Genomic DNA, 24,701 nt, shown 5'->3' on the forward strand with positions numbered 1-24,701 from the left:
CTAAACTTTTTAGAAAACATGGAACATACAATCAACGGGATCCACCACATTACGGCTATTGCTGGTGATGCTAAAAAAAATTATGACTTCTATACCAGGGTTTTAGGTTTGAGGATGGTGAAAAAAACCGTCAACTTCGATGATCCTAATACATATCACTTCTATTACGGCGACAAAGAAGGAACGCCGGGTACTATCCTGACATTCTTCCCATGGGGCAGCCAGATTCCTGCGGGGCGCCGGGGAACGCGGCAGGTTACTGAGATCGGTTATTCTGTGCCGGAAGGAAGCCTTGATTTCTGGTTGAAAAGACTGGATGCCAATCACGTTACTTACAACAAAGTGGCCGAAAAATTCGGAGAGCAATATCTTACATTTCTGGATCCGGATGGTTTGAAATTCGAGCTTACTGTGTCCAAAACGGCTGATAACAGAACGCCTTACGAAACCTCTGAAGTGACTGCCGAAAACGCCACACGCGGATTCCACAGCATCACGATCACCAGCAACAAAATCGAAGAAACCGCAAAAATCTTGACGGACATTTTTGGTTATAAATTACTGGAACAACACGTGAACCGTTATCGTTTTGTGACGGATGCAGTTGAAAATGCTGCGATCGTTGACCTGGTTGAAGTGCCTGGCGAACGCGCTGGTCACGTTGCTGGTGGATCTGTTCACCACGTAGCCTTCCGAGTTGCTAATGACGATATTTTGATGGAATTCCGCAAAAAAGTGGTCGAAGCAGGACACCAGATCACGGACAAAATTGATCGGAATTACTTCTATTCGCTTTATTTCCGCGAGCCAGGCGGTGTGTTGTTTGAAATCGCCAGTGATAATCCTGGTTTTGCAACGGATGAAACGGTTGAGGAATTGGGAATGGGTTTGCAACTCCCTCCTCAGTATGAACCCCGCAGGGCTCAGATTGAAAGTGTGCTTCCAAAGTTAGTTTAAAGGAACACGTTTTGATTAGCCGGACCGCATTGAACTTTCGCAATCTGGTCCGGCTGTTTTTCATTCATTTAATTACAACAGTATGTATACGCATAGCAAGCAAATAACAAAGGACGGAGTGAGCATTGACGCAGCGAAAAAAGCAATTGTCATGCTTCACGGCAGGGGCGGATCTGCGGAGGATATCATTTCCCTGAAACGCGTTTTGAATATAGGTGATACGGCTATTTATGCGCCGAAGGCATCCAATAACAGTTGGTATCCGTATAGTTTTATGGCGCGGGAGATGGAAAATCAGCCTGCACTGGACTCAGCGCTGGATGTTGTCGGACAGGTGGTTAAGGAAGTTGAAGCGGCAGGAATTTTACCGGAGAACATATACTTTGCAGGCTTTTCGCAGGGTGCATGTCTAACCTTGGAATATACGACCAGAAATGCAAAACGTTACGGCGGCATTATTGCCTTTACGGGTGGTTTGATCGGTGAAAAAATCAATGAGGGAAATTATAGTGGTGACTTTGCCGGGACTCCCGTTTTTATCGCGACCGGTGATCCGGATCCGCACGTGCCAGTTTCGAGAGTGAAAGAAAGTATTGCGATTTTGGAGCGGATGAATGCATTTGTGACGTTTGCGATTTATCCTGGGCGCCAGCACACGATTTCTTCACCAGAAATTCAGTTGGCTAATAAGCATGTTTTGAATGCATCAATCTGAGCATAAGCTAAATAAGAAAGTCATGAAAAACAGTATTTTGCATAAAGCCGATTCCCGTTTTCTGGCGGATCACGGTTGGCTCAAAAGTGCCCAGACATTCAGTTTTCACGATCATTATGATCCGCAGCGCATCCAGTTCGGGGCTTTGCGCGTCCTTAATGATGACATTGTAAACGGTGGGAAAGGTTTTGGCAGGCATCCGCATGATAATATGGAGATCATTTCGATTCCCCTGGAGGGCACATTGGAGCATCAGGATAGCATGGGCAACACGGCTGTGATCAATCCGGGTGAGATTCAGGCTATGAGCGCCGGGACGGGCATCTATCATACCGAATTCAATAAGCATCCCGACGAGCCCGTAACATTTTTGCAGATTTGGCTTTACCCCGATCAATTGAATGTTGCCCCGCGTTACGATCAGTTGGATTATAGCAAAGGCGACAAGCACAACAAGTTTTTGCAGATCCTTTCACCTGATCCGGACGATGCAGGCGTATGGATCCAGCAGCAGTCGTGGTTCCACATTGGTGAACTGGACAAAGGTTTTGGAACCAAATATTCGTTAAAAAAAGCTGGAAACGGACTCTATGTATTTGTGATCAAAGGCAATGTAAATGTTAACGGCGAGGCGTTGGAGCGGCGGGACGGATATGGCTTATGGCCGGAAGCAGATGTGGACATTACAGCAACAAGCGACGCAGAGGTGCTTTTAATGGAAATTCCTGAAAAGTGGTAAAATGACGGTCTGGCGCAATGGAGCTTGATTTAATACCAATTGCCTGATTATACTAATCAAACAGGGCTAAACCCCAAAATAAAATGGCAGATATAAATATTCTCGTTCTGGCGGATCACGCGGAGATCCTGGAAACCATGATCCGTCTGATCAACAAGAACGATCAGTGGAATGGAACGGGCGTGAGCAGTTTGGATGAAGCCAGGACGGCTTTTGAGATAAATAAATTTGATTTAGTACTTTTAGGCGTCGGCGTGGATGAGGAGGCAGAATCGCAGATTTTGCGCTTATGCGAGTCGGTTGCGCCGCAAACGGTATGTATGCGGCATTATGGAGGCGGGAGCGGCTTGCTTTACTCCGAAATCAGGCACGCGCTGACACAGCGATAAACAGAAAAATTGAAGCATGTTTGAAAAAATAAATGATTATGCGTTGCGCTGCATGAGGTTCGCACCTGAGGATCTCGAATATTTTGATTCTTTGCTTCAATTTAAAAAATACCCCAAAAAGAGCTTCCTGTTACAGGAAGGGGAAATATGCCAATTCGAAGCCTACATTCTGAAAGGCTGCATACGCACGTATCACATTGACAATTCGGGAGCAGAAGTAACATTGCAGTTTGCGGTGGAAGATTGGTGGGTAAGTGACATTACCAGCTTCCAGAACCAGACGCCCGGACTGGTTTACATTGAAACGCTCGAAGATTGCGAATTACTTATACTCACGCCCGAAACCAAAGAAAAGCTGCTGGCCAAAGTGCCCGGCTTCGAACGGCTGTTCCGGTTGATGGTGCAGCGAAACCTGGCTCAGTTACAGGAGCGACTTTTCCGAACCATTTCAACCACTGCAGTTGAGAAATACCTGGACTTTCTTAACCGTTACCCCGCCATTCCACAACGTGTTGCCCAGCACTACATCGCCTCCTACCTGGGTTTTTCCCCTGAATTTCTAAGTAAAGTGCGTAAAAAGCTGAGCGAGAAATAAGTGCTGGCTGACAGTTGCTTTTTGATTTATATGTATACGGCGCAAAAAGCTCCACAAATTGCTGGCTAGGGTAAATCCGAAGGAGGCTTTTGAACGATTTTTCACTCATTTCAGCATTGGAACAATAGTTGATGAATGCCTGACATAACCAAATACAATCAAGTCATGGCAAGTAATTCAGCAGTAGTAGACATACTTAATGATTTAATCCTGATTAATAACGACCGCGTTGAAGGATATAAAAAGTCAACCGACGAGACAGACAGCTCGGACACAGACCTGAGATCCTTATATTCCAACCTGGCAGATCATAGCCGTGAAATTGCTTCCGAATTGACCAGGGAAGTTACAGCATTAGGCGGTGAACCTGCAACAGGCACAATGGTTTCGGGTAAATTATACAGAACCTGGATGGATGTAAAATCAGCATTCAGCAGCGATGGTAGAAAAACATCACTTGAAAACTCGGAATTCGGCGAAGATGCTGCGCAAAAGGCTTATGAAACGGCCCTGGCATCGGATGAATTGACGCCGGATCTAAGAGCATTAATAACAAGACAAAAAGCAATACTGAAAGACGGACATGATACGATCAAACGTCTTCGTGATTCAGCGAAAATATCGCAATAGCCATTCATCATCAACGAACTAAAAAAGGACCGATGCAAATCGGCCCTTTTTTTATGCATAATCTCAATATGATTACCGTGGTTTCTTCACTGATTCATCATCGTGCTTGCGACTGGTCGAATCAGCATTCAGGTTGGATTGGTTGGATGGGTAACCCAGGCTGTCATTCTGGTTGTCTTCACCCACGCCTGTCGCTGCGCGGCTTGCGGCTCCGCTGCTGTCATTAGGCGTTGTTTCTGACTTGCTTCCTGAGCCTTCGCTTCCTTTTTCGGAGTCGTTCACTGTTCCGCAAGAAGCAAGTGACATGCAGATGGCAAAGGCGGACATTGTAATGATTGATTTTAACGCTTTCATACTTGGTTTTTTGTTTAGTTGGATGTTATAAGCTTATGTTAAGACATTAGTCTTCTGTTAAAACGTTTATTTAGATTAACATAATGATGGGTGGCCATCAGGAAAGCCGGATCAGCAGCCCTTCGTCCCCGCCCAAAGTAATGATATCTTCCACTTGCATACCGATGCGTTCAATTTCTGTTCCCAGGATAATGGTACCTGAATAAGATTCCTGTCTCGGTTTGAAATAGGCAGGTCTGTGACTCAGATTCAAAACAATCAGAAATCTCTCATTGCCAGATTCGCGCAAGTAAGAGATTAGTTGTTGGTCCGCATAAACAGGCCTGTAAGATCCGACATTCAGCGCTGTGTGTTCTGTGCGGAGGCTAATCAGTTTACGGTAAAAATGCAGTTTGGAATACGCATCCTCTTTTTGCTTCTCAACATTGACCCGTCCGGAGTTGAATGGCAATCTCAACCATGGCTTGTAAGTTGAAAAACCTGCATTGATCTCGCCGCTCCATTGCATAGGCGTACGGGCGGGATCGCGGCTGATATTCAGATCGGGCATATTCAGGCCTTGCGGGTCTACGATTTCGTTCATTGGAATCGCCACATCGCGCATCCCGATTTCATCTCCATAATATATAGTAGGCGTCCCGCGCAATGTCAGCAGCAAGAGCGCAGCGACTTTTGCCTGCTCACGGCCAACGCGGCTTGATATTCGCGGTTTATCATGATTTCCCAGCACCCAGTTCGGCCACCCTTCGGCGGGTAATGCGCCTTCATATTCATCAATCGCCATAGCAATCGCAGGCGCATCCCAGGGCAATGTTAGTAACTGGAAATTGAATGGCAAGTGAGCGCCCTTGTTATCCTGACCATAATAGGTAACCAGCTTGTGAATTGGCAGATAAATTTCACCGATCAGCACGCGCTCGTCGTATTCATCAGTAACAGCGCGCATCATACGTACAATTTCGTGCACCTCGGGCTGATCCGTGGAATAAACCGGTGTGTAATGATCGTAAATCAGATCGTTCGGGTCGAATGTTAAACCTGGGAACGGCGGATTATCGCGCAGTTGCTCATCCTTAATCATATGCCACATGACATCCACCCGGAAACCGTCAATCCCTTTGTCCAGCCAGAAACGCATTACATTCATCATGGCCTCCTGAACTTGCGGGTTGCGCCAGTTTAGGTCGGGTTGTTCTTTCAAAAAAGCGTGGTAATAATATTGCTGGGTAACTTCGTCCCATTCCCAGGCATGTCCGCCAAAAACGCTCAGCCAGTTGTTAGGTAGCCCGCCATCGGCTTTCCCGTCGTGCCAGATATACCAGTCGCGTTTGGGATTGTCCTTGGAAGATCTGCTTTCCAGGAACCAGGGATGCTGGTCCGATGTGTGGTTTGGGACCAGGTCCAGAAGCAGCTTCATGCCCCGGTTGTGGACTTCGCCGAGCAGTTCATCAAAATCTTCCATTGTCCCGAAAAGCGGGTGTATGCCTTGATAATCTGATATATCGTAACCGAAATCGGCCATTGGCGAAGAAAATATCGGCGAGAGCCAGACGCAATCTACACCCAGCCATTGTAAATAGTCGAGCCTGCTGATAATGCCTTGCAGATCACCAACGCCATCACCGTTTGAATCCTGAAAAGACCTTGGATAGATCTGGTAGATAACGCCATTTTGCCACCAGAGATGCTGTGACTTTACAGATGGTTGTGTTATTCCTTGCTCCATAATTGTGGGTTTTGATCATTCAAAAGCCTTTGGACGTAAAAAATCGAGCCTACAAGAATAGCAAGAGCGATAGCGCGAGAAGTGAAGTTGCACCATTCCTACAATGATATGTATTAATGGATGTTGTGGCACAGTTTTTAGATCGCCGGGGTATCTTTTAAAATCTGTTAACCAAAACGAGTATTCAAATGGAGCAAATAACAACACAGGAAAAAGACGCTTTCTTCAAAGTTGCGGAGGGCGTTTGGGGGTTGACGGACATTATGGTGAATGTATATGTTGTCCAAAATAAGGAGGATCAGTCCTGGGTCCTGATAGATGCCGGGCTCAAATCTGCCTATCCGAAAATCAAGAAAATGGTCACTCAGCTTTTTGGAGAAGGAGCGAAGCCAGCGGCAATTGTGCTTACACACGGTCATTTCGATCATGTAGGGTCTCTGAAAAAACTGGCGGAAGAGTGGGACGTGCCCGTTTATGCACATTATCTGGAATTGCCTTATCTCAGGGGAAAATCCAGCTACCCACCACCGGATTCCAGCGTAGGAGGCGGGCTTATGGCTTATATGGCTGACCTTTATTCGTCAAGTCCGATTGACTTGCAGGGTCGGGTAAGCGAGTTCCCCGGCATAACTGCGGACATCCCCTTCATGCCCGAATGGAAATACATTCATACGCCCGGGCATGCACCCGGACACGTAAGTTTCTGGCGCGAAAAAGACAAAGTGCTGATAGCGGGCGATGCTGTGGTAACAACCAAACAGGAGTCGGCAACGGCGGTTTTGTTACAAAAGAAAATCTTAAGTGGTCCTCCAAAATATTTCACCTGCAACTGGCTGAAAGCAGAAGATTCGGTAGACCAGCTTGCATCGTTACTGCCTAATGTGCTTGCGACGGGCCATGGCAAACCAATGTACGGAAAGGAAATGCAACAGCAGCTGCTGGAACTTGCCTATTATTTCGAAGAGAAAGCGGTGCCAAGCACAGGCCGTTATGTAATGAGCCCTGCCATTACGGATAGCGAAGGAATTGTGTCTGTGCCGAAAGAAACTGCTGAACCTTATCAAGTACTGTTTACAGTTGGGGCAGTTGCCGCAGCGGCGGCGCTTGGCTGGGCTTTGTTTTCAAAATATAAGGTTCAAAAGACCTATTAAACCAAAGCAAAGAGTATAGCTTAGCTATAGCTTAGCGCCTAACACTTATTTCATAACGTCAGGTACAGAGACGATCGTCATGTGCTATGCCAGCAACGAATTTGCTATGCCAGCATGGAAACGACATTTTCTGACCTGACGTTGTGTGGAAATGTGTGCCCTCCGTCAACAACTTTATATACTTAATTCCATTGTTATGCCGTTAACTCTTCCATGCCAGCCAGGATTGCTGGCAGGTATGATTTTTTACGTCCATTTTCTTAATTCGTAAGGATTAAAATGAAAGTAAATAAGTACTATCATAAAAATGGATCAAAGAGAGATTTACCTAGTAGACGATTCGGCGGATCATAGATATCTTGTCCGGACAATCTTTAAAAAATTTCTTCCCAATTATCATGTGCGTTTTTTCCAAGGCGGCAGTGAATTATATCAATTTCTCATCCTGCAATCCTCCCCGGACTACGCTGGCAGACTTCCCGCGCTAATCATACTTGATCAGCAAATGCCAGCCATCAGTGGGCTCGAAGTGCTGAAACTACTCCGCCGGACACCGGACAACGCAAAAACTAAATGGAAAACCGTGCCGATCGTTATCCTCAGCAGTGACGATTCAAATGACATTATCAATAAATGTTACATGGCAGGCGCTAACTCGTTTTTTTTGAAACCACTCGAATTCGAAGAACTGCGTTACATGTTGGAAACGATCTGTCACTATTGGATGGATTACAACAAGCTTCCACAGATCAGCCAACCAAAGATTGAACAAAAGCCAACGACGCTGGATCACGATGAGTAACGCATTTGTTACCGCGTAATATTACCTGGTGGCTTGCCATTTAATAAGTGTAAAACCGTTTGATAACACAAATACCGGATGTATGGCTCAATTTCGGTTATTTTGAACGTCACTCAAAACTATCAAAACCGTGGAAAGTAATAGAGAGATCGGCGCGACGATCATATTATTTGGAATGATATTTTTCTGGATCTTTTCCACTATCCGGAAAAATCACAGAGCAAAACAAAAGCAAAAAATTCTACGTGAAGGCATTGAAGCAAATGCAACGGTCCTGAACATTAAACCGACCGGCGAGTATTTGAACAATTTACCCGAATACCAGATGAAAGTAAAAATCCAGCATCCGAAAGGCACGGACTTCGTAGCAGAAGTAACAGAAACATTGTCCTACTCCAAATACGATGCGATGAAACAAGGCAGCCAGGTGCTGGTAAAATACGACCCGGAATATTACAAACGGGTAATCTTTTTACAAACCGCCTGACACCTATACAGACATTAACAATCACACACCTATTCGCAATTTATTGCGGTTCTTTCAAGGCAACTTCCGGTCATCGGCGGTTGCCTTTATTTTTTTCTGTAAGCAGCGATTTTTGCGTATAATTCGTTGGGCGTGAAAGGCTTGCTAATGTAGTCGTTCATGCCTACTTTGAAGGCAATGTCCTTAATGTCCAGCATAGCCGAGGCTGTAAGCGCAATGATAGGAAGCTGTGCATATTTCGGGTCGGGCAGATACCGGATCTTGGCTGTGGCTTCGTAGCCGTCCATTTCGGGCATTTGCAAATCCATCAAAACAAGATCATAGTCGTTCTGCTGCACGATTTCACAAGCGATAAGTCCGTTTTCGGCTACGTCATAATCTATTTCCCATTGCTTCATGAAGTTTTTCATCAGGAAAATGTTGACCGCATTGTCTTCAACGATCAGCACTTTCATGCCTTTCAGACTCTTGATATCCGTAACGGATTGGCTGGTTTGGGCCGGAATCTGTCTTTCACTTAGTTTAAATGTAAGGCTGAAATAAAAGGCCGAACCTTCGCCTGGTTTGCTGCGCAGGTTAATGGTGCTTCGCTGCAATTCCAGCAGTCTTTTTGTTATCGTAAGTCCAAGGCCTGAGCCTCCGTATTTTCTGGTCGTATCCGAAGTTGCCTGCGTGAAGCTGTCAAAGATGTTATCCAGTTTTTCAGGTGGGATTCCGATTCCGGTATCTTGTATCTCAAAGTCAATGGTTACAGAATCCGGATCACGCTTTGCTATGGAAGCAGAAATTGTGACTTTGCCAAATTCGGTAAACTTCACGGCATTGCTTACCAGATTGGTAAGGATCTGGCCCAGGCGCACAGGGTCGCCTGTTACATTGAGGTTAAGTGCCTCATCCACATTCAATGCAAGTGAGATTCCTTTCTCATCGGCTCTTTGGATACTGCCCGAACGAATGTTTTCGAGTAATACGAGAATGTTAAAATCAACCTCCTCAAACTCAATCTTTCCGGCTTCTATCTTACTGAAATCCAGGATATCATTAATAAGTACCAGTAGGTTTTCAGCCGAAAATTTCAGAATGTTCAGATATTCCATCTGCTCCGGCTTCGGATCGTGTTGAAGCAGCAAATGCGTAAAGCCGATCACTGCGTTCATAGGTGTCCGTATCTCATGGCTCATTGTAGACAAAAACTGGGATTTCGCCACAGCCGCCATCTCTGCCTGTTCCTTCGCTTTGATCAGTTCCTGCTCATTTTTCTTTTGCGCATCAATGTCCATAATGGCGCCGTAAAGCTTCACGACACGCCCGGTATGGTCGGCAAACGGCTTTCCTATGGCATGGATAAACTTGATCTTACCATCCGGGAGCACAATCCTCAGGTCAAAGCTCGCCGGGTTGAGGTTATTTACAGCATCCTTGATATGCGAAATGTATAGATGCATATCGTCCGGATGGATCATTCTAGAAAATAACTCCGTATTCGGGCCAGTGGAATTAGGTTCGAGGCCAAAGATGCGGAATGCTTCATCAGACCAGTAATTCTGGTTGGTAACCAGGTCCGCTTCCCAGCTTCCGCTGTGTGTAAGTTGTTGGGATTCAGCGAGCATGGCTTCATTCCGCCTGATTAATTCTTCGGCATTTTTCCTATGGCTGATATCGTGCCAAACCACCAGGAGCACCATTTTATCATCGACATGGACCGGATTCAGCGTCACTTCTACCGGAAATTCATCGCCATCCCGGCGTTTATGGATCCATTCGAACCGGTTGTAGCCCGTTTCGTGCGCAATGCGGTCCATTTCCAATGATTTTTCGTCAGAACGCCTTCCGTCCGGCTGGAATTCCGGTGAAAACTTCGCGGGATGGATTGACAGCAGCTCGCTCTTGTCCTTGCATCGTAGCATCGTTACGGCTGCGTTGTTGCAGTCTATGACGCCCTGACTGTCAATCAGTAAATGTGCATCCGTTGAACGTTCGAAAACTACGCTCAGCTTTTCCCGCAGCGAATAGCGTTCGTGAATATCCGTGATGGAACCCACCATTCGCGCAGGTTTTCCATCGATAAACTTAGCATTTCCGCAACATTCGAAATAGCGGTAACCTTTGAATTTTGTGCGCAACCTGACCTGCACATTGTATGGGATATTTTGTTCGAGCTGGGCATTGATTGCCGTTCTCACAACTACCCGATCGTCGGGATGGACGAGCATTTCTGTGAAATTCTCGTAACCCGGCGTAATTTCATTTGGCTGATATTCAAGAAGTTCGAAAAGCCGATCTGACCAAGTCTGCTTATTTGTTTCAAAATCCCAATCCCATATTCCGGCATTTATACCGGAAATCACCATTTCCAAAGACTCGATTGTAAACGCTGAACTCATTAGCTAACCTGTTCCAATATTTTTCTAAATAAAGATAATTTATATTGCAATGTTACTGTTTGTAAAGTGAATTTGTAAAACTAGTTGGGCGATCTTTAGCCTGCGACTTTTTAGCAATGTGCGGTATAAAAATCAAAAACCGCAACAACTGTCCAAACACTCGTTGTGACATCTGCTGCGGTTTTTTGAATAAAACTTAGCTAAAAAAATGGAGTGTTATCTAGAAAATAAATTTAGTGCTCAGGAAGTTGGACGTATCCTCGTGAACGATTTCGTTAATCAGCTGCTTATTCGCTTCATTCATTTTAAATGCAACCAATGAGCGGATGGAGAACGAGCGGATCGCGTCGGCAACAGATAATGTTCCTTCTGCGCTGTCCTTGCGTCCTGTGAAAGGGAACACATCCGGACCGCGCTGGCACTGGCTGTTCACATTCACACGGCTCACCTGATTTACGAGCGGATCGATCAGCGAAGCAACTTCATCGGCATTGCTACTGAATATGCTAACCTGCTGTCCGTGTGTAGATTCAATTAAATATTCAATCGTTTCTTCCAGGTCATCAAACGGAACAACGGGCACGATAGGGCCGAATTGCTCTTCGTAATATAGCTTCATTTTATCATTGATGGGATAAACCACAGCCGGATAAAAGAACGAGCCTTCCGAAGCTCCGCCATTTTCATTCATGATCTGCGCGCCATTTTCGAGTGCATCTGAAATGCAGCCGTTCAGATATTCGATTTTATTGGTTTCCGGCAGAGGAGTCAGGGCGACGCCTTTTTCCCACGGCATACCGAATTTCAATTCACCGACCGCATCACACAGCTCTTTCAGGAATTGATCCGCAATGCTCCTGTGCACCCAGACGATCTTCAAAGCCGTGCAACGCTGGCCATTGAAGGAAAGCGAGCCCGTAATGATCTCTTTTACAGCCAGGTTGATATCTGCATGCGGTGTAACAATCGCTGCATTTTTCGCATCCAGACCCAGTACTGCACGTAAGCGGTTTACTTTCGGGTGGGACTTTTTCAGTTCGTTGGCCACTTTACTCGAACCGATTAATGTAAGCACATTGATCTTTCCGGATTGCATAAGCCCCGGAACAATCGCATTGCCACGGCCGTAAATCACATTCACAACGCCTTTTGGAAAGCTGTTCATGAAGGCTTCCTGCAAAGGATAATGCAGCAATGTCCCGAATTTCGGAGGTTTAAAAAGTATTGTGTTACCCATGATCAATGCGGGGATCAGGGTTGTGAAAGTTTCGTTTAAGGGGTAATTAAATGGTCCCATACAAAGCACAACGCCTAATGGTGAGCGCCTTACCTGCGCGGCAATGCCGTCCACAATGTCGAAACCGGAAGAATCTCTATCTAGGTTTTTGAGGGAATCAATGGTTGCGTAAATATATTCGACGGTCCGGTCAAATTCTTTGGTTGAATCGGCAAACGACTTGCCGATTTCCCACATGATGAGCTTTACGATAATGTCCTTTTGTTCGATCATTTTACCAGTAAACTGCTCCACGCAGTGTATTCTTTCGGCAACACTCATCGTAGGCCATTCGCCCCGGCCATTGTTATAAGCAGCAACAGCAGCGTCCAGCGAAGCCGCTGCTTCGTCGGCTGTGCATATCGGATAACTGCCAATCAGTTTGCGTTCAAGGCCATTTTCTGTTTTGATACAAACAGGCGAGTAAACCTCATGCACAGGGCCATCCCAGGTCTTCATTTCGCCATTGCTCAGATACTCGCGCTGGTGGACCAATGAAGGCAGCAAAAATGCTGCGGGAATGTCTTGTTCTTCAACAAAGATGTTTTTTAACGTGGAATTGAAATCCATTGAGTCATTATTTATTGTGAAACCGTAACATTTTAACACACTGGGATGATGACGAGGTTTAGCCATTTTATCCCTAATACGGAAACAAACTTAGCGGACTTTACAATTCTTTAATGGATTGATTTCGACCTAAAATGACTTAAAATTGTCAAATATTACTATGTTTTGTCATTTTGAAGAACCGGGTGATCAAAAAGATCGATGCCATCGTCAGTCCGAGGATCAGCCCCAGCCACATGCCCACAGCGCCCATCCCGAAGTGAAATGCCAGCAGATAGCCAACCGGAATCCCAATGACCCAATAGGCCACGCCAATCAGGACGGTTGGCGTTTTTACATCCTTAATCCCACGCAAGAGCCCCGCGCCGATCGCCTGGGTGCTGTCGGAGATCTGGAATACGGCAGCAAACAATAAGAGGAGTGCAGCAAGCGCCAGAACTTCGGTGTTCTTATTGAACAGGGTAGGGATCTGGAATCTGAAAACAAAGAACAGGACCGCACAGAGCGTTCCGTAAATCAATGCGGTGAGAATGGTGCTTTTCCCGATAATAAAGATTTTGAGCCAATCTTTTCTGCCCAGCGCGTTGCTTACGCGGATGGAACCCGCCTGCGCAAGGCCCATAGAGACCATAAATGTTAAGGAAGCGCTGCTTAATGCAATCTGATGCGCGGCTTGCGCCACCGCGCCCAATGTTCCTATAATGATACCCGAAACAGCAAATGCCCCGGCCTCCATGCCGATCTGCAAACTGCTGGGAACGCCTATATGCAGCAGTTCCCGCCAGGTTTGTGCTTTAAATTTCCATTGACTGCTGCTTACAGCAATGTATCGCGAGAATGTTTTGTGCTTTAAAACAATAGCGGCCAGCGCCAGAAACATGCAGGACCGCGTAATCAATGTTGCCCAGCCTGCGCCTTCCAATTCAAGGCGTGGAAATCCCCAGTTGCCGTAGATAAGCAGCCAGTTTAGCAGAATGTTCAGCGGCATCCCGGCCAGCGACAGTATCATAGCCGTTCTGGTATATTCCAGCCCGTCCGCAAATTGTTTCAGGGTCATGAAGAGCAGCATAGGAATGATGGACAGTCCCATTAATCTCATAAACGGGATCGCCAGCTCCACCACTTCGGGATCCTGTCCCAGGTTATGCAGCAAGCCTTTTCCAAAAACCAGTGTAAGCGAGATGGCAACGGCCGTTAATGCGCAAAGGCAAAAACCATTGAACAAATAATGTGAAACCAGCTGGGAATCACGGCGTCCGTTAGCCAGGGAAACCATTTGGGAAACCGAAATAGTCATCCCTATACCGATCACAAAAGGAATGTTCATGGCATTGATGACCAAGGCGGCGGCGGCGAGTTGTTTGTAGCTGATCGCGCCGACCATTGCGCTGTCAATAAGGTGGAGGGCCATTTGGGCAAGTTCTCCGATGATGATGGGTAAAGCTAATTTTAATGTTTGTGATGCTTCGGTTTTCATGGCACGCTAACAGATACTAAAAAAGAATGCAAAGTTAGATAACCCATCCGGATAAACTTTGATTCGATGCAAAGTCAACTTCATTAAATATCTGTGAACAGTTCAGGTAAACACCAGAATTATTCGTCTGTCCAGTAAGTTGGTAGAGTAAAAACAATGAGAAAATAGGTTTCTATATTTGTACAAAAAAGAGAATATCGATAGAACGCTTACAAAATTTTATAATGGCTATTAAAAGCAGCATTGCAGCGAGAGGGCTCGGTAGGGCAACGGTAACGTATACGTTTGCCAGATTGGGAGTGTTATTAATGATTATTTGCGGCTGTCAGCCATTGCTTGCGCAAACTGCGAATAAATTGTCCGTTACCGGGAAGATCGTTGACGGTCAGAACAACAGCCCGCTGGGATATGCGAGCATCAGGCTTTTCCGGACTGCGGACAGCACTTTTACAGCCGGTGCCATTACGGATGAAACAGGAGGGTTCATTGTCGAGATCGCTGCGGGTTCCTATTATGCGTTATCTGAATTCATTGGTTATAAACCACAAATCACCCAGGATATCAAGCTTACCGGCGCCAACTCACCGCTGAACATTGGCACCATAAAAATTTCGGGATCGGCAAGGACGTTGGATGAAGTCACCGTGCAGGCAGAGAAAAGCTCAATGGAATTATCGCTGGATAAAAAGATCTTCAATGTCGGAAAGGATCTCGCTAATGCGGGCGGAACAGGCGTAGATATCCTGACCAATATTCCATCCGTTGCTGTGGATGTGGAAGGCAATGTCAGTCTCAGGGGCAGCGGCAATGTGCGTATATTAATTGACGGTAAACCTTCCGGGTTGGTGAGTATCAAGGGCGCAAGCGGCTTGCAGCAATTGCAGGGAAGCATGATCGAGCGCGTCGAGATCATTACCAATCCTTCGGCCCGATATGAGGCTGAGGGGATGGGTGGCGTGATCAATATTGTGTTAAAAAAAGAGCGTAAGGAAGGGATTAATGGCTCGTTCGACATTATAACAGGTTATCCAACCAATTATGGAGCGGCTGCGAATGTTAACTACCGTCGCAAAAACCTGAACTTTTTTATCAATTATACATTGTCTTACCGGAATACGCCCGGGAAAAATTATCTATACCAGGAGCTTTACCGCAACGATTCGACATTCATTATGGAGCGGGATATGACTTCTAATCTGAAAGGAATGAACAACAGCGCACGCGGCGGAATAGATTATTATTTTAATCCAAAAAACATTCTGACCGGTTCCTACACCTGGCGCACCAGCAAGGGAAAACGCTTTTCAACATTAAAATACAGGGATTATCTGGGGAGCGTCAACAATCTGACAAGCTTCACCAACCGGACACAGGACGAGACCGAAACAGAGCCTAACTCAGAATATTCGATGACTTACAGGAAAACATTTAACAAAAAAGGGCAGGAGCTTACGGCTGACGTTCGGTATCTCGATAACTGGGAGGATTCGGACCAATATTACCGGGAGAATGTTTACCGGCCCGACGGCAGTCCATCGGATATTCCGCCGTTGCTGCAACGTGCCGTGAACTATGAGACAGAAAAACAATTGCTTTTTCAGGTGGATTATGTGCATCCGTTTGGAAAAGACGGGAAATTGGAAGCCGGGGCAAGAAGCAGTTCGCGCGATATGACAAACGACTATGCGGTCACGCAGGAAACCAGCGAAGGCTGGATTACATTGCCTAATCTGACTAATGACTTCTTGTATGAAGAAAATATCAATGCAGCCTACGGAATTGTTGGAAATAAAACGGGCAAATTTTCTTACCAGGCAGGCTTGCGGGCTGAATGGACAGGTGTTACAACAGAATTAAAGCAAACCCGGGAAGTGAATGAACGCAATTATGCGAATTTATTCCCAAGCGTCCATGTGACTTACGATTTCGCCAAGCAGAATGCATTTCAGCTGAGTTTCAGCCGTCGCGTCCGCAGGCCGCAATATAATGACCTGACCCCTTTTGCGACTTATAGTGACAATCGTAATTATTGGAGTGGCAACCCGGACCTTAACCCGGAATTTACCAATGCATTTGAGTTCGGACACATTAAGTATATGGGCAAAGGTTCGCTGACGTCTTCACTATATTACCGCCATACGAATGGCAAAATCACGAGTATCAGAAGCGTGCAGGAAGACGGAAGCTCTTACACACGTCCCGAAAACCTCGGGACCGAAGATGCCTATGGGGCAGAATTTACGAGCTCTTTTACGCCTTATCAATGGTGGAAGCTCGATGGCAGCGTCAACTTTTTCCGCGCCATTACGGACGGGACGGGCTTGGACGAAGACTTCCAGAGCGATACTTACAGCTGGTTCGTGCGGATGATGTCGCGCTTCACATTATGGAAGAATACGGACGTCCAGTTAAGAGGTAATTACGAAGCGCCGCAACAGACTCCGCAGGGCAAACGCAAAGCATTGGCCACGCTGGATCTGGCTGCAAGCAGGGATATCTTAAAGAACAATGGGACGTTGACGCTGAGCGTGATAGATGTTTTTAACTCGCGTAAATTCAGGTCAGTCATTGGAGGAGCGAACTTCTACACGGTGAACAATTCGCAAGGCCGCAGAAGACAGATCAACCTGACTTTGAACTACAGATTACACCAGGCGAAGAAGAAGCCGAAGGAAGGTGTTGAAGGCGAATTTTAAGCGCTGAAATTTTATTAAACGGTAAAACTTTTTTAACTTTATTATGATTTGGCTGAAAAATGCATTGAATGAATTCTCCATGTCTGTCGAAAGCCGGTAGAAAACGTTAACTGAGAAATTTAATACCGTATTATGAGCGCTATTCCAAATAAAACTATTTTCCTTGCGGACGACGATGCAGATGACTGCATGCTGTTCGAAGATGCATTGAGAGAGGTGAGCACATCGACGGAACTTACTACGGCAAATGACGGGGTTGAATTGATCCATTTAATGGAAAATAACGTTCCGCCGCCGCCTGACGTGATTTTTTTGGACCTGAATATGCCCAGAAAAAACGGTTTTGAGTGCCTGGAACAAATCAGGAGTACAAAAGCTTGGGAGTCGATCCCCGTTGTCATATTTTCGACAACCGGACAAGAGGAAATGGTGCGTAAAGTACACGAACAAGGGGCCAATTTCTTTATAAGAAAACCAGGATCTTTCCCCAAACTGAAACAGGCCATTAAGCAGATCCTGGATATCGACTGGGCTAAGCATAACTGGAAGCCCGTTGCAGAGAATTTTTACTATCAATACTAATCCTCAATTGTTCACCTCCCAAGTTTGTAAAAAGATCTTTTTATAGAAAGCAGTGGACAACTTACAGCAGCACACGGATTCAGATCATCGTGTCAACAAAACAGAATCTTACAATGTGCAAACTAGCGTAGTCGATAGCGAAAGCAGGTTTAGAAATACAATGAGACAGGCGCCCGTAGGAATCGTTATCCTGCGGGGGCCTGATTTTTTTGTTGAGATGGCCAATGATACGTATCTCAGCATCATCGATAAAAGTGAGGAAGAGTTCGTCAATAAACCCCTGTTTGTTACACTTCCCGAGGTGAGGGCTTCCATTGAAGTGATCCTCAATAATGTGATCAAAACAGGCATTGCCTATAACGGGAATGAGTTTGAGGTCACAATGAGGCGTTTCGGCAAGCCAGAGCAATGCTATTTCAACTTTGTATATCAGCCCATTACCGAGGAAACAGGTGAGATTTCGGGCATATTTGTGGTTGCGACCGAGGTTACCCAGCAAGTGCTTGCCAAACACCGGCTTGAACGCAGCGAAACCCAGTTCAGGAAGCTGGTTACACAATCACAATTTGCCAAGGCCATTGTGAAGGGTCCGGAGTTTGTGATCAGCCTTGCCAACGAAAGTATGCTTACCAACCTTTGGGGACGGCAAATGCACGAAGTGGTTGGGCAAAGGTTATTCGACGTTTTTCCTGAGCTGGAACACCAGAATATGGGGAAAACCCTCAGGAATGCTTACCAGACCGGCAAATTATACCGGGATAGCGAGGCGTCCATGATCATTAGCGGCCCGGATGGCCCGAAGGAACATTATGTGGATTTCCAATATGCGCCCACGGTGGAAGCGGACGATGAAGTTTCGGGCATAATGATCTCCCTGAATGATGTTACCGACAAAGTAAGATTTCGCAAACAGATTACGGAGGCTGCGGAAAGGCTTTCCCTGGCCACAGACGGAACGCAGCTCGCCACGTGGGATCTGGATCTGAAAACCAGGCACATTATCTATTCCGGCCGGCTTGCAACTATCTTTGGATTTGAAGAAACCAAACTTCTGACGCATCAGGATATGCGTGAGCTGATCCATCCGGAGGACAGGAAAACTGTGGTGGAAAAAGCTTTCCAGATTGCTTTGGAGACCGGCACCTATTACTACGAGGCCCGTATTATCCATCCGGATCAATCGATCCATTGGATACGGACACAAGGAAAAATCATGTATGATGAGGATCACCGTCCGCACCGGATGCTCGGCACCATGATGGACATTACCGACCGGAAAGAGGACGAATTAGCACTTAAAATAAGCGAAGATAAATACAGAACATTGGCTGATGAGCTGGAATCCCAGGTTCAGCTGCGTACGAAGGAGCTTACCATCGCCAACAGTGAATTGGTGAAAACGAATATGGAGCTTGCGCAATTTGCCTATGTGGCCAGCCACGATTTGCAGGAGCCATTGCGGAAAATCCAGACATTTGCGACAAGGATACTGGAAACCGAAAATGAAAATTTGTCTGCGCGAGGTAAGGATTATTTTCAGCGGATGCAGGCATCGTCAACCCGGATGCAGCAGCTGATTGTAGATTTACTGGCATTCTCGCGTGCGAATGCGGTTGAAAAGCATTATGAAGAAATCGATTTAAATTCGGTTTTGCAGAGTGTAAAAGAACAGCTCGGCGATCTGATCCATCAGGCAAATGCAGAAGTCATCAGCGATGCACTGCCGGTTTGGAACATTATTGAATATCAATTTGAGCAGCTCTTTACCAATTTGATTGCCAACGCCATTAAGTTTGCCAAAAATGATACGAGTCCTGTTATCGTCATCCGGTCGGGCCGCATTTCGGGCGAGCTTATCCCGGTAAAAGGGGCTGAGGCGAACCAGACTTATCAATATCTGTCATTTTCTGACAATGGGATAGGCTTTGATCCCCAGTTCAAGGACCGCATATTCCAGGTTTTTCAGCGGCTGCATAACCGAAGCGCTTATGAAGGAACGGGCATTGGATTGGCTATTTGTAAAAAAATTGTAGAAAATCATAAAGGCCTTATTGATGCCATCGGTAAGCCAGGATTAGGCTCAACTTTCATTATTTATCTGCCGCTCTGATTAAAAACTTGATTCGCTGTCAGCACGGTCGCGCGATTTCTGAAATGTAATGGCAATGCCCGTGAGAATGATAACGCCTCCCAGGACCATTTGCCAGGTTATTTGTTCATCAATAAAAACCCAGGCAAGCAATCCGGTAACAACCGCCTGGCTCAAGAGGCTCAGGGAAACGCGCTGCGCGTCCATTTTCTGAACTGCATAACTGATCGCCAGCCAGCCGATCAGCTGACAAATCAGACCCTGAACAGCAAAAACGGTCCAAATGACAGGCGTGAAATTCCAAAGCGGCTCTCCAAAGATTAAGCAGACAATCATCAGGAAGACAGAAGAAACCGCCATGCTAATGGTCATGAAACTCCCAATATTCAATCGGTTAAGGATCGGTTTGCTGATCAGCATGTAAGAAGCGTACAGCATGCCGGAGAGTACGGCCAGCGCAAAACCTTTGTCCAGACGCATTTCAAAAAAAGCCTCCGGACCGATAAGCACCACCATTCCCGCAACCGCAATAAGCGTCCCGATCCAGAAACTGGCTTTGGGCTTATTATTAAGGAAAAAGAACGATCCCACTCCCACCCAGGCAGGAGCCAGATTCGTCAGTAGCGTTGCCTGCGTCGCATTGGAATAGCGAATAGAGAGGTTCCAGACGGCTATATCGGTTGCAAAAATGATCCCGCAGAGCACGATAGGAAACCATAAATTCCTTGCGGGCCAATTGAATTTCTGCGTATACAGCATGCCGGGCAGCAAAAACAAGAACCCGAACAACATCCTGTAAAAAGCAGAAGTAATCCCTGAAACCGGTGCCCATTTGACCAAAACAGGGAAAATACTAATGCTTACAAGTCCGATAAGAAGGCTGACGCGGGGATTCATTACTAATAAAATAAATTCTTGCAAAGATAAGCATTCAACTCACCCGCATCACTTAAAGGACATTGTCGAAATCTTCCTGATCAAAGAGTTGGCTTTGCGCGGTCGTATTGAATAGGCCAGGCAATGTCTTCGCCAAGTTCGTGTGCCGCGTGCAATGGAAAATAAGGATCACGCAGCAGCTCCCGTGCCATAATGATCAGGTCGGCTTCTCCATTTTGTAAAATTTCTTCCGACTGGTTTGCCTCGGTAATCAATCCGACTGCACCTGTCAGCGCGCCGGTCTCTTTCTTGATTTTTGCGGAGAAAGGCACCTGATAAGATGGTCCAACTGTGATTTTCTGGTGAGAAGCCAGTCCGCCGCTCGACACGTCGATCAGATCAACGCCTTTTGTTTGCAATATTTTCACCAATTGAACCGATTGATTCTCGTCCCAACCGTTCTCAGCCCAGTCCGTCGCCGAAATGCGCACAAATAATGGCAACTCTGCTGGCCAGACTTTCTGAACTTCGTCAATGATCTCGATCAGAATGCGTACGCGGTTCTCAAAACTGCCTCCATATGCATCCGTTCGTACATTGCTTAGCGGTGAGAAAAATTGGTGAATCAGATAACCGTGTGCTGCGTGAAGTTCTATAACCTTGAAACCTGCTTCCAAAGCCCGTTTGGCTGCTTTACCAAAATCTGCAATCACTTTCTGAATACCATCCGCATCCAATGCAAGCGGCGCTTTTTCTGAATGATGAAAAGGAATGTCCGACGCGCTCAACGGTTGCCAGCCCCCTTCATTTTCAGGAACCTGGCCACGACCTTTCCAGGCCGGATAGGTGCTGGCTTTTCGGCCTGCATGGGCAAGTTGCACGCCCGGAACCGCTCCCTGCCCTTCGATGAAAGTGGTGATCTGTTTCAACTTCTCAATGTGTTCATCTTTCCAGATACCCAGATCTTCGGGTGAAATCCTGCCTTCCGGAGAAACGGATGTGGCCTCGGCAATCAATAAGGATGCTCCGCCCACGGCGCGGCTTCCCAGGTGCACCAGATGCCAGTCATTGGCGAATCCGTCCACAGACGAATATTGGCACATGGGAGAAACGACGATACGGTTTTTTAATGTGACACTTTTAATGGTAAGCGGAGTGAATAATAGGGATGACATGCGTTGAATGTTAAGTTTTTAATGTTTTAATTTTTTGGAGGATTTTAATCTCATCAATGGTAATTGTACTGATCAGCTCAAACAGTCCGTTGATCGTTTTCAGATCCGACAACATTTTTCGTGCTGGCGACTGGTCTGCCTTTTCAATTCCCATTTCTTTGATTTCCTTCTTTCTTTTTGCCAGAAGCGCTACGAGCTTTTGGTTTTGGGGCAATGATTCGCGCGCTATTTCAAAAGTGTTTTCAAGCTTTCCTTCAATAATGTCCGTTGCAGCTTTAATCTGCCGGTCAATTTGCCTGATCATGACTTCAAATTCGACCGAAAATTCCGAATATTCCAGCGTTTGCGCATAGGTCGAGAGCGATGCAATGTAGGACGTCAACATATGGCTTGTGGCAACGAACTGGTGATATTCTTCCATGTTCAACTGCTGGCGTTTCGGCTCTGACAGCATTTTTTGAAAGTTATCCGACAAATTCGCCATCGCAATGATCGCATCCTTCCGGAGTACTTTTAATTCGTTGATATCCAGATCTTTTCCTGTGAATTTCGCTGCTACAACGTCAAAATACTTGCGGTTAGCATCCAGTGCATCGCGGATATACTGGTTGATCTGCGTATGCTCCCAAACCGGCAGCACGTAAGACGAAATCAGATAAGCGATAATGGATCCGATGATCGTATCAATAACCCTGTCATGTAAAACCGCCGTAATCTGCTGAGGGTTCAGGAAATTGAAAGAAAGGATGACATATAACGTAATGGTTGTGGAAGCAATGAAGTAGTTGATCTTCAAAAAGCTGTAAGCCATGATCATTGCCAGCATCATAATGATGAACAATGCAGTCCCGTCCTGGATCAGATACAACAACATGAAACCCGTGAAAACGCCCACAAGCGTTCCCCCGATCCGGTGTACATTCCGCTGTTTGGTAATGCTGAAAGCCGGTTTAAGGATCACAACAATCGTCAAAAGAATCCAGTAACCGTGACCCACCGTCAGAAAAAGAGAGATGATATAGCCAATCAGAAGCCCTAGCGTAATCCTTAATGCATGTCTGAAATGGCTGGATTTCAACGAAAGATTGTCCAGCAGGATCCGGGGATGATATTCTTGTTTTGGAATAAAATTCTCGGCTTCAACATTTAATTTATAACCCTTACTCACCTCAGCATCATACGTCGTAGCCCTGTGCAGCTTTTTCACCCGTTCTGTAACATCTTGTAAGCTGTTGAGAATCTGGCGCAACATCATGAAATCCTCCATGTTATCATGCGTCATTTTATGCTCGCGCATATTTTCAAACGCCCGCTGGCATTTGTTGAATGCTTCGTCCAGGTCGTGCTTGGGGTGGGAGGGTGATCCACTCTGGATGGCCAGGCCAATTTGTTGGATCTCAGCCGATAACCAAGTAATATATGTGCCAAAAAGCCGTAAAACCTGGGTGTGATCAAATGCCCGGTGGAGGTTTGCGTAATTTTGCTGCGAGTTCAGGATTCTCTCGAATAAGTCAATGCTATCCAGGAACATCAGCATCAGGATCCGGCTTTTATTAGTCGATTCTGTAACGATTTCCCGTGTTTTGAAGAGGATCTCGCGCAGGTTTTCGTGGTTTTCACGGAGCGTAACCTGCTGGTGGATCATTCGGTTAAAGAGGTCGTCATAGTCCGGATTTGCAAAATAATACCCTGCTTTGATCCCAAGCAGCTTGCCTAATTCAACGAAATTCTCTCCCAAAAGCTGCTGGATCAGCTTATAAGGAAGCAATTTCTGCAAGATCATAAACAGGACAAAATACCAGATCCCGCCAGCCGCGAATATGGCTGCGGTGCGCAGCACCATGTCGCCGCTCAGATGGTCGTCAATGTTGAAAACAAAAACAAGCAAGGCAATGAGGCCGATACTATTCACCCGGTTTCCATAAACACCGACCAGCGAAAAGAACATCCCGAAAACAACGATTTCGAGAAATATTATAAAGTGAATGTGCCGGAGAAAGCCGGTAATGCATGCAACCAAAAAACACGTTGCAATGGCAATGAGCAATGAGTTGCGCCTTCTGTTGTGAGGACCGGGATTATCCGTTGAACCAATCAGCAATGTGCCCAGCGGAAATGCGATCATCTCGCCCAATATGCCGAAATGTTGAAAAATAAGGCTTGGAACAACCGCACCCAAGGTTAATCTTACGCCCGTGGAAAGGTAATGACTTGAAATAAATTTTTTGAATTCGTCGAGGTAATTCATGAAAAAGGCAATCGGTAGCTGTGCAATACTACTTATTAATAATCCACAAGCAACAAAACGCGTTCCAAAAAGCCGGAATATTTACACTCGGACGCCGGCAGCGGATAATAGAGCGGTTTTTGTATTTTTGATAAATACCGAAAACGAGGTAGCTTTTTAGAACGGCCTCACTGAATCAAAAACAATGCTGTTTGTAAACTTTGATCCTTTTCCAACACTGCAAACCGACCGTCTGCTTTTGCATGCAATGTCAGAAAAGCATGTGGCAGATATGTTCAGATTGCGAAGTAATCCGCTTGCCATGCAGTACATTGGAAAGCCCTTGATGCGATCGGAAAGTGACGCAAAGGATCTGATTGATGCTTATTCCAGAAATCTGCGGGACAGGATTGGCATTACCTGGGGCATTTCAATGAAGCGTGTGGAAGGCTTGCAAGACAACACTGGCCTGATAGGCACCATAGGCTTTCACAAAATGGATCTTTATAATCACCGCGCTGAAATTGGCTATATGATTCATCCGGAACATTGGTTAAAAGGACTAATGAGCGAGGCTGTCAGGCGGATTATTGACTACGGTTTTAAAAACATGCAGTTTCACAGCATTGAGGCTAAAATAAGCCCTGAAAATCAAGCTTCCAGAAAGATTTTGCTGAAACACGGCTTTGAAAAAGAGGCTTATTTTAAGGAAAGCTTTTATGAAAATGGTAAATTTCTCGATACTGAGATTTACTCGCTGCTTAACAAAACGGCATAAAAAAAGCTGCTCCTTTCGGCGCAGCT

The 24,701-nt window shown here is 45.9% G+C and carries 21 protein-coding genes; 13 read left to right on the forward strand and 8 right to left on the reverse strand.

Annotated elements, in window-relative coordinates:
• Positions 1-18 precede the first annotated feature (18 nt).
• The 6 genes from G395_RS0109915 to G395_RS0109940 all read left to right on the forward strand — a co-directional run bounded on the left by G395_RS0109915 (position 19) and on the right by G395_RS0109940 (position 4,025).
• On the forward strand, positions 19-957 hold the full coding sequence (locus G395_RS0109915) for a ring-cleaving dioxygenase (RefSeq protein ID WP_026629901.1): 939 nt from the start codon (positions 19-21) through the stop codon (positions 955-957).
• An 82-nt stretch (positions 958-1,039) separates the two neighbouring features.
• Positions 1,040-1,672 carry an alpha/beta hydrolase gene (locus G395_RS0109920; protein WP_026629902.1) on the forward strand — a complete coding sequence of 211 codons (633 nt, stop codon included), beginning with the start codon at positions 1,040-1,042 and terminating at the stop codon, positions 1,670-1,672.
• 22 nt (positions 1,673-1,694) lie between these two features.
• Positions 1,695-2,411, forward strand: a complete 717-nt coding sequence (locus G395_RS0109925; RefSeq protein WP_026629903.1) for a pirin family protein — start codon at positions 1,695-1,697, stop codon at positions 2,409-2,411.
• Between the two features lie 83 nt (positions 2,412-2,494).
• Positions 2,495-2,800 (forward strand): response regulator, encoded by a 306-nt coding sequence (locus G395_RS0109930; RefSeq protein ID WP_026629904.1) that lies wholly within the window; start codon positions 2,495-2,497, stop codon positions 2,798-2,800.
• 16 nt (positions 2,801-2,816) lie between these two features.
• A complete protein-coding gene (locus G395_RS0109935; RefSeq protein WP_026629905.1) occupies positions 2,817-3,395 on the forward strand; it encodes a Crp/Fnr family transcriptional regulator in 579 nt (192 codons plus the stop codon).
• A gap of 165 nt (positions 3,396-3,560) precedes the next feature.
• On the forward strand, positions 3,561-4,025 hold the full coding sequence (locus G395_RS0109940; protein WP_026629906.1) for a PA2169 family four-helix-bundle protein: 465 nt from the start codon (positions 3,561-3,563) through the stop codon (positions 4,023-4,025).
• 72 nt (positions 4,026-4,097) lie between these two features.
• Here G395_RS0109940 and G395_RS0109945 read toward each other — a convergent pair whose 3' ends face one another.
• Complete coding sequence (locus tag G395_RS0109945; RefSeq protein ID WP_157486639.1) at positions 4,098-4,379, reverse strand: hypothetical protein; 282 nt, start codon at positions 4,377-4,379, stop codon at positions 4,098-4,100.
• Between the two features lie 97 nt (positions 4,380-4,476).
• Positions 4,477-6,105, reverse strand: coding sequence for an alpha-amylase family glycosyl hydrolase (locus tag G395_RS0109955; RefSeq protein WP_051350098.1), 1,629 nt, complete (start codon positions 6,103-6,105; stop codon positions 4,477-4,479).
• A gap of 188 nt (positions 6,106-6,293) precedes the next feature.
• Between G395_RS0109955 and G395_RS29115 the strand changes: the two genes are divergently transcribed.
• From G395_RS29115 to G395_RS0109970, 3 genes are all read left to right on the forward strand, one after another.
• The gene (locus G395_RS29115) at positions 6,294-7,256 is read left to right on the forward strand and encodes an MBL fold metallo-hydrolase (RefSeq protein WP_035360876.1); all 963 of its coding nucleotides are present in this window, start codon (positions 6,294-6,296) and stop codon (positions 7,254-7,256) included.
• A gap of 307 nt (positions 7,257-7,563) precedes the next feature.
• A complete protein-coding gene (locus G395_RS31085; RefSeq protein ID WP_051350099.1) occupies positions 7,564-8,058 on the forward strand; it encodes a response regulator in 495 nt (164 codons plus the stop codon).
• Positions 8,059-8,188: 130 nt separating this feature from the next.
• On the forward strand, positions 8,189-8,545 hold the full coding sequence (locus G395_RS0109970; protein WP_026629909.1) for a hypothetical protein: 357 nt from the start codon (positions 8,189-8,191) through the stop codon (positions 8,543-8,545).
• A gap of 86 nt (positions 8,546-8,631) precedes the next feature.
• Here the strand turns inward: G395_RS0109970 and G395_RS0109975 are convergent, their stop codons facing one another.
• The 3 genes from G395_RS0109975 to G395_RS0109985 form a co-directional block, all read right to left on the reverse strand.
• A complete protein-coding gene (locus G395_RS0109975) occupies positions 8,632-10,929 on the reverse strand; it encodes a PAS domain-containing hybrid sensor histidine kinase/response regulator family protein (RefSeq protein WP_026629910.1) in 2,298 nt (765 codons plus the stop codon).
• 220 nt (positions 10,930-11,149) lie between these two features.
• The gene (locus G395_RS0109980) at positions 11,150-12,775 is read right to left on the reverse strand and encodes an NADP-dependent glyceraldehyde-3-phosphate dehydrogenase (protein WP_026629911.1); all 1,626 of its coding nucleotides are present in this window, start codon (positions 12,773-12,775) and stop codon (positions 11,150-11,152) included.
• A gap of 148 nt (positions 12,776-12,923) precedes the next feature.
• A complete protein-coding gene (locus tag G395_RS0109985; protein ID WP_026629912.1) occupies positions 12,924-14,252 on the reverse strand; it encodes an MATE family efflux transporter in 1,329 nt (442 codons plus the stop codon).
• A gap of 308 nt (positions 14,253-14,560) precedes the next feature.
• Here G395_RS0109985 and G395_RS0109990 point away from each other — a divergent pair, with 308 nt between their 5' ends.
• The 3 genes from G395_RS0109990 (at position 14,561) to G395_RS29125 (ending at position 19,640) form a co-directional block, all read left to right on the forward strand.
• Positions 14,561-16,948, forward strand: a complete 2,388-nt coding sequence (locus G395_RS0109990; protein WP_157486670.1) for a TonB-dependent receptor — start codon at positions 14,561-14,563, stop codon at positions 16,946-16,948.
• Positions 16,949-17,080: 132 nt separating this feature from the next.
• Positions 17,081-17,530, forward strand: coding sequence for a response regulator (locus G395_RS0109995; RefSeq protein ID WP_026629914.1), 450 nt, complete (start codon positions 17,081-17,083; stop codon positions 17,528-17,530).
• Positions 17,531-17,690: 160 nt separating this feature from the next.
• Positions 17,691-19,640: a PAS domain-containing sensor histidine kinase gene (locus tag G395_RS29125; RefSeq protein ID WP_084439553.1), complete on the forward strand. Its 1,950-nt coding sequence runs from the start codon at positions 17,691-17,693 to the stop codon at positions 19,638-19,640.
• Here the strand turns inward: G395_RS29125 and G395_RS0110005 are convergent, their stop codons facing one another.
• From G395_RS0110005 to G395_RS0110015, 3 genes are all read right to left on the reverse strand, one after another.
• Positions 19,641-20,516, reverse strand: a complete 876-nt coding sequence (locus tag G395_RS0110005) for a DMT family transporter (protein ID WP_035360879.1) — start codon at positions 20,514-20,516, stop codon at positions 19,641-19,643.
• Between the two features lie 80 nt (positions 20,517-20,596).
• Positions 20,597-21,670, reverse strand: a complete 1,074-nt coding sequence (locus tag G395_RS0110010) for an NADH:flavin oxidoreductase/NADH oxidase (protein ID WP_026629916.1) — start codon at positions 21,668-21,670, stop codon at positions 20,597-20,599.
• Between the two features lie 10 nt (positions 21,671-21,680).
• Positions 21,681-23,918, reverse strand: a complete 2,238-nt coding sequence (locus G395_RS0110015; protein WP_026629917.1) for an FUSC family protein — start codon at positions 23,916-23,918, stop codon at positions 21,681-21,683.
• Positions 23,919-24,102: 184 nt separating this feature from the next.
• Here G395_RS0110015 and G395_RS0110025 point away from each other — a divergent pair, with 184 nt between their 5' ends.
• Entirely contained in the window at positions 24,103-24,675 is a 573-nt protein-coding gene (locus G395_RS0110025) for a GNAT family N-acetyltransferase (protein ID WP_026629918.1), read from the forward strand.
• Positions 24,676-24,701 lie beyond the last annotated feature (26 nt).

It is taken from the genome of Dyadobacter alkalitolerans DSM 23607 (assembly GCF_000428845.1).
GTDB classification, from domain to species: Bacteria; Bacteroidota; Bacteroidia; order Cytophagales; family Spirosomataceae; genus Dyadobacter; species Dyadobacter alkalitolerans.

What these genes read in the sequence shown, in the direction of transcription:
- G395_RS0109915 (WP_026629901.1), top strand. Translation starts at nt 19, where the DNA reads ATGGAACATACAATCAACGGGATCCACCACATTACGGCTATTGCTGGT.
- G395_RS0109920 (WP_026629902.1), top strand. Translation starts at nt 1,040, where the DNA reads ATGTATACGCATAGCAAGCAAATAACAAAGGACGGAGTGAGCATTGAC.
- G395_RS0109925 (WP_026629903.1), top strand. Translation starts at nt 1,695, where the DNA reads ATGAAAAACAGTATTTTGCATAAAGCCGATTCCCGTTTTCTGGCGGAT.
- G395_RS0109930 (WP_026629904.1), top strand. Translation starts at nt 2,495, where the DNA reads ATGGCAGATATAAATATTCTCGTTCTGGCGGATCACGCGGAGATCCTG.
- G395_RS0109935 (WP_026629905.1), top strand. Translation starts at nt 2,817, where the DNA reads ATGTTTGAAAAAATAAATGATTATGCGTTGCGCTGCATGAGGTTCGCA.
- G395_RS0109940 (WP_026629906.1), top strand. Translation starts at nt 3,561, where the DNA reads ATGGCAAGTAATTCAGCAGTAGTAGACATACTTAATGATTTAATCCTG.
- G395_RS0109945 (WP_157486639.1), bottom strand. Translation starts at nt 4,379, where the DNA reads ATGAAAGCGTTAAAATCAATCATTACAATGTCCGCCTTTGCCATCTGC.
- G395_RS0109955 (WP_051350098.1), bottom strand. Translation starts at nt 6,105, where the DNA reads ATGGAGCAAGGAATAACACAACCATCTGTAAAGTCACAGCATCTCTGG.
- G395_RS29115 (WP_035360876.1), top strand. Translation starts at nt 6,294, where the DNA reads ATGGAGCAAATAACAACACAGGAAAAAGACGCTTTCTTCAAAGTTGCG.
- G395_RS31085 (WP_051350099.1), top strand. Translation starts at nt 7,564, where the DNA reads ATGGATCAAAGAGAGATTTACCTAGTAGACGATTCGGCGGATCATAGA.
- G395_RS0109975 (WP_026629910.1), bottom strand. Translation starts at nt 10,929, where the DNA reads ATGAGTTCAGCGTTTACAATCGAGTCTTTGGAAATGGTGATTTCCGGT.
- G395_RS0109980 (WP_026629911.1), bottom strand. Translation starts at nt 12,775, where the DNA reads ATGGATTTCAATTCCACGTTAAAAAACATCTTTGTTGAAGAACAAGAC.
- G395_RS0109985 (WP_026629912.1), bottom strand. Translation starts at nt 14,252, where the DNA reads ATGAAAACCGAAGCATCACAAACATTAAAATTAGCTTTACCCATCATC.
- G395_RS0109990 (WP_157486670.1), top strand. Translation starts at nt 14,561, where the DNA reads ATGATTATTTGCGGCTGTCAGCCATTGCTTGCGCAAACTGCGAATAAA.
- G395_RS0109995 (WP_026629914.1), top strand. Translation starts at nt 17,081, where the DNA reads ATGAGCGCTATTCCAAATAAAACTATTTTCCTTGCGGACGACGATGCA.
- G395_RS29125 (WP_084439553.1), top strand. Translation starts at nt 17,691, where the DNA reads ATGAGACAGGCGCCCGTAGGAATCGTTATCCTGCGGGGGCCTGATTTT.
- G395_RS0110005 (WP_035360879.1), bottom strand. Translation starts at nt 20,516, where the DNA reads ATGAATCCCCGCGTCAGCCTTCTTATCGGACTTGTAAGCATTAGTATT.
- G395_RS0110010 (WP_026629916.1), bottom strand. Translation starts at nt 21,670, where the DNA reads ATGTCATCCCTATTATTCACTCCGCTTACCATTAAAAGTGTCACATTA.
- G395_RS0110015 (WP_026629917.1), bottom strand. Translation starts at nt 23,918, where the DNA reads ATGAATTACCTCGACGAATTCAAAAAATTTATTTCAAGTCATTACCTT.
- G395_RS0110025 (WP_026629918.1), top strand. Translation starts at nt 24,103, where the DNA reads ATGCTGTTTGTAAACTTTGATCCTTTTCCAACACTGCAAACCGACCGT.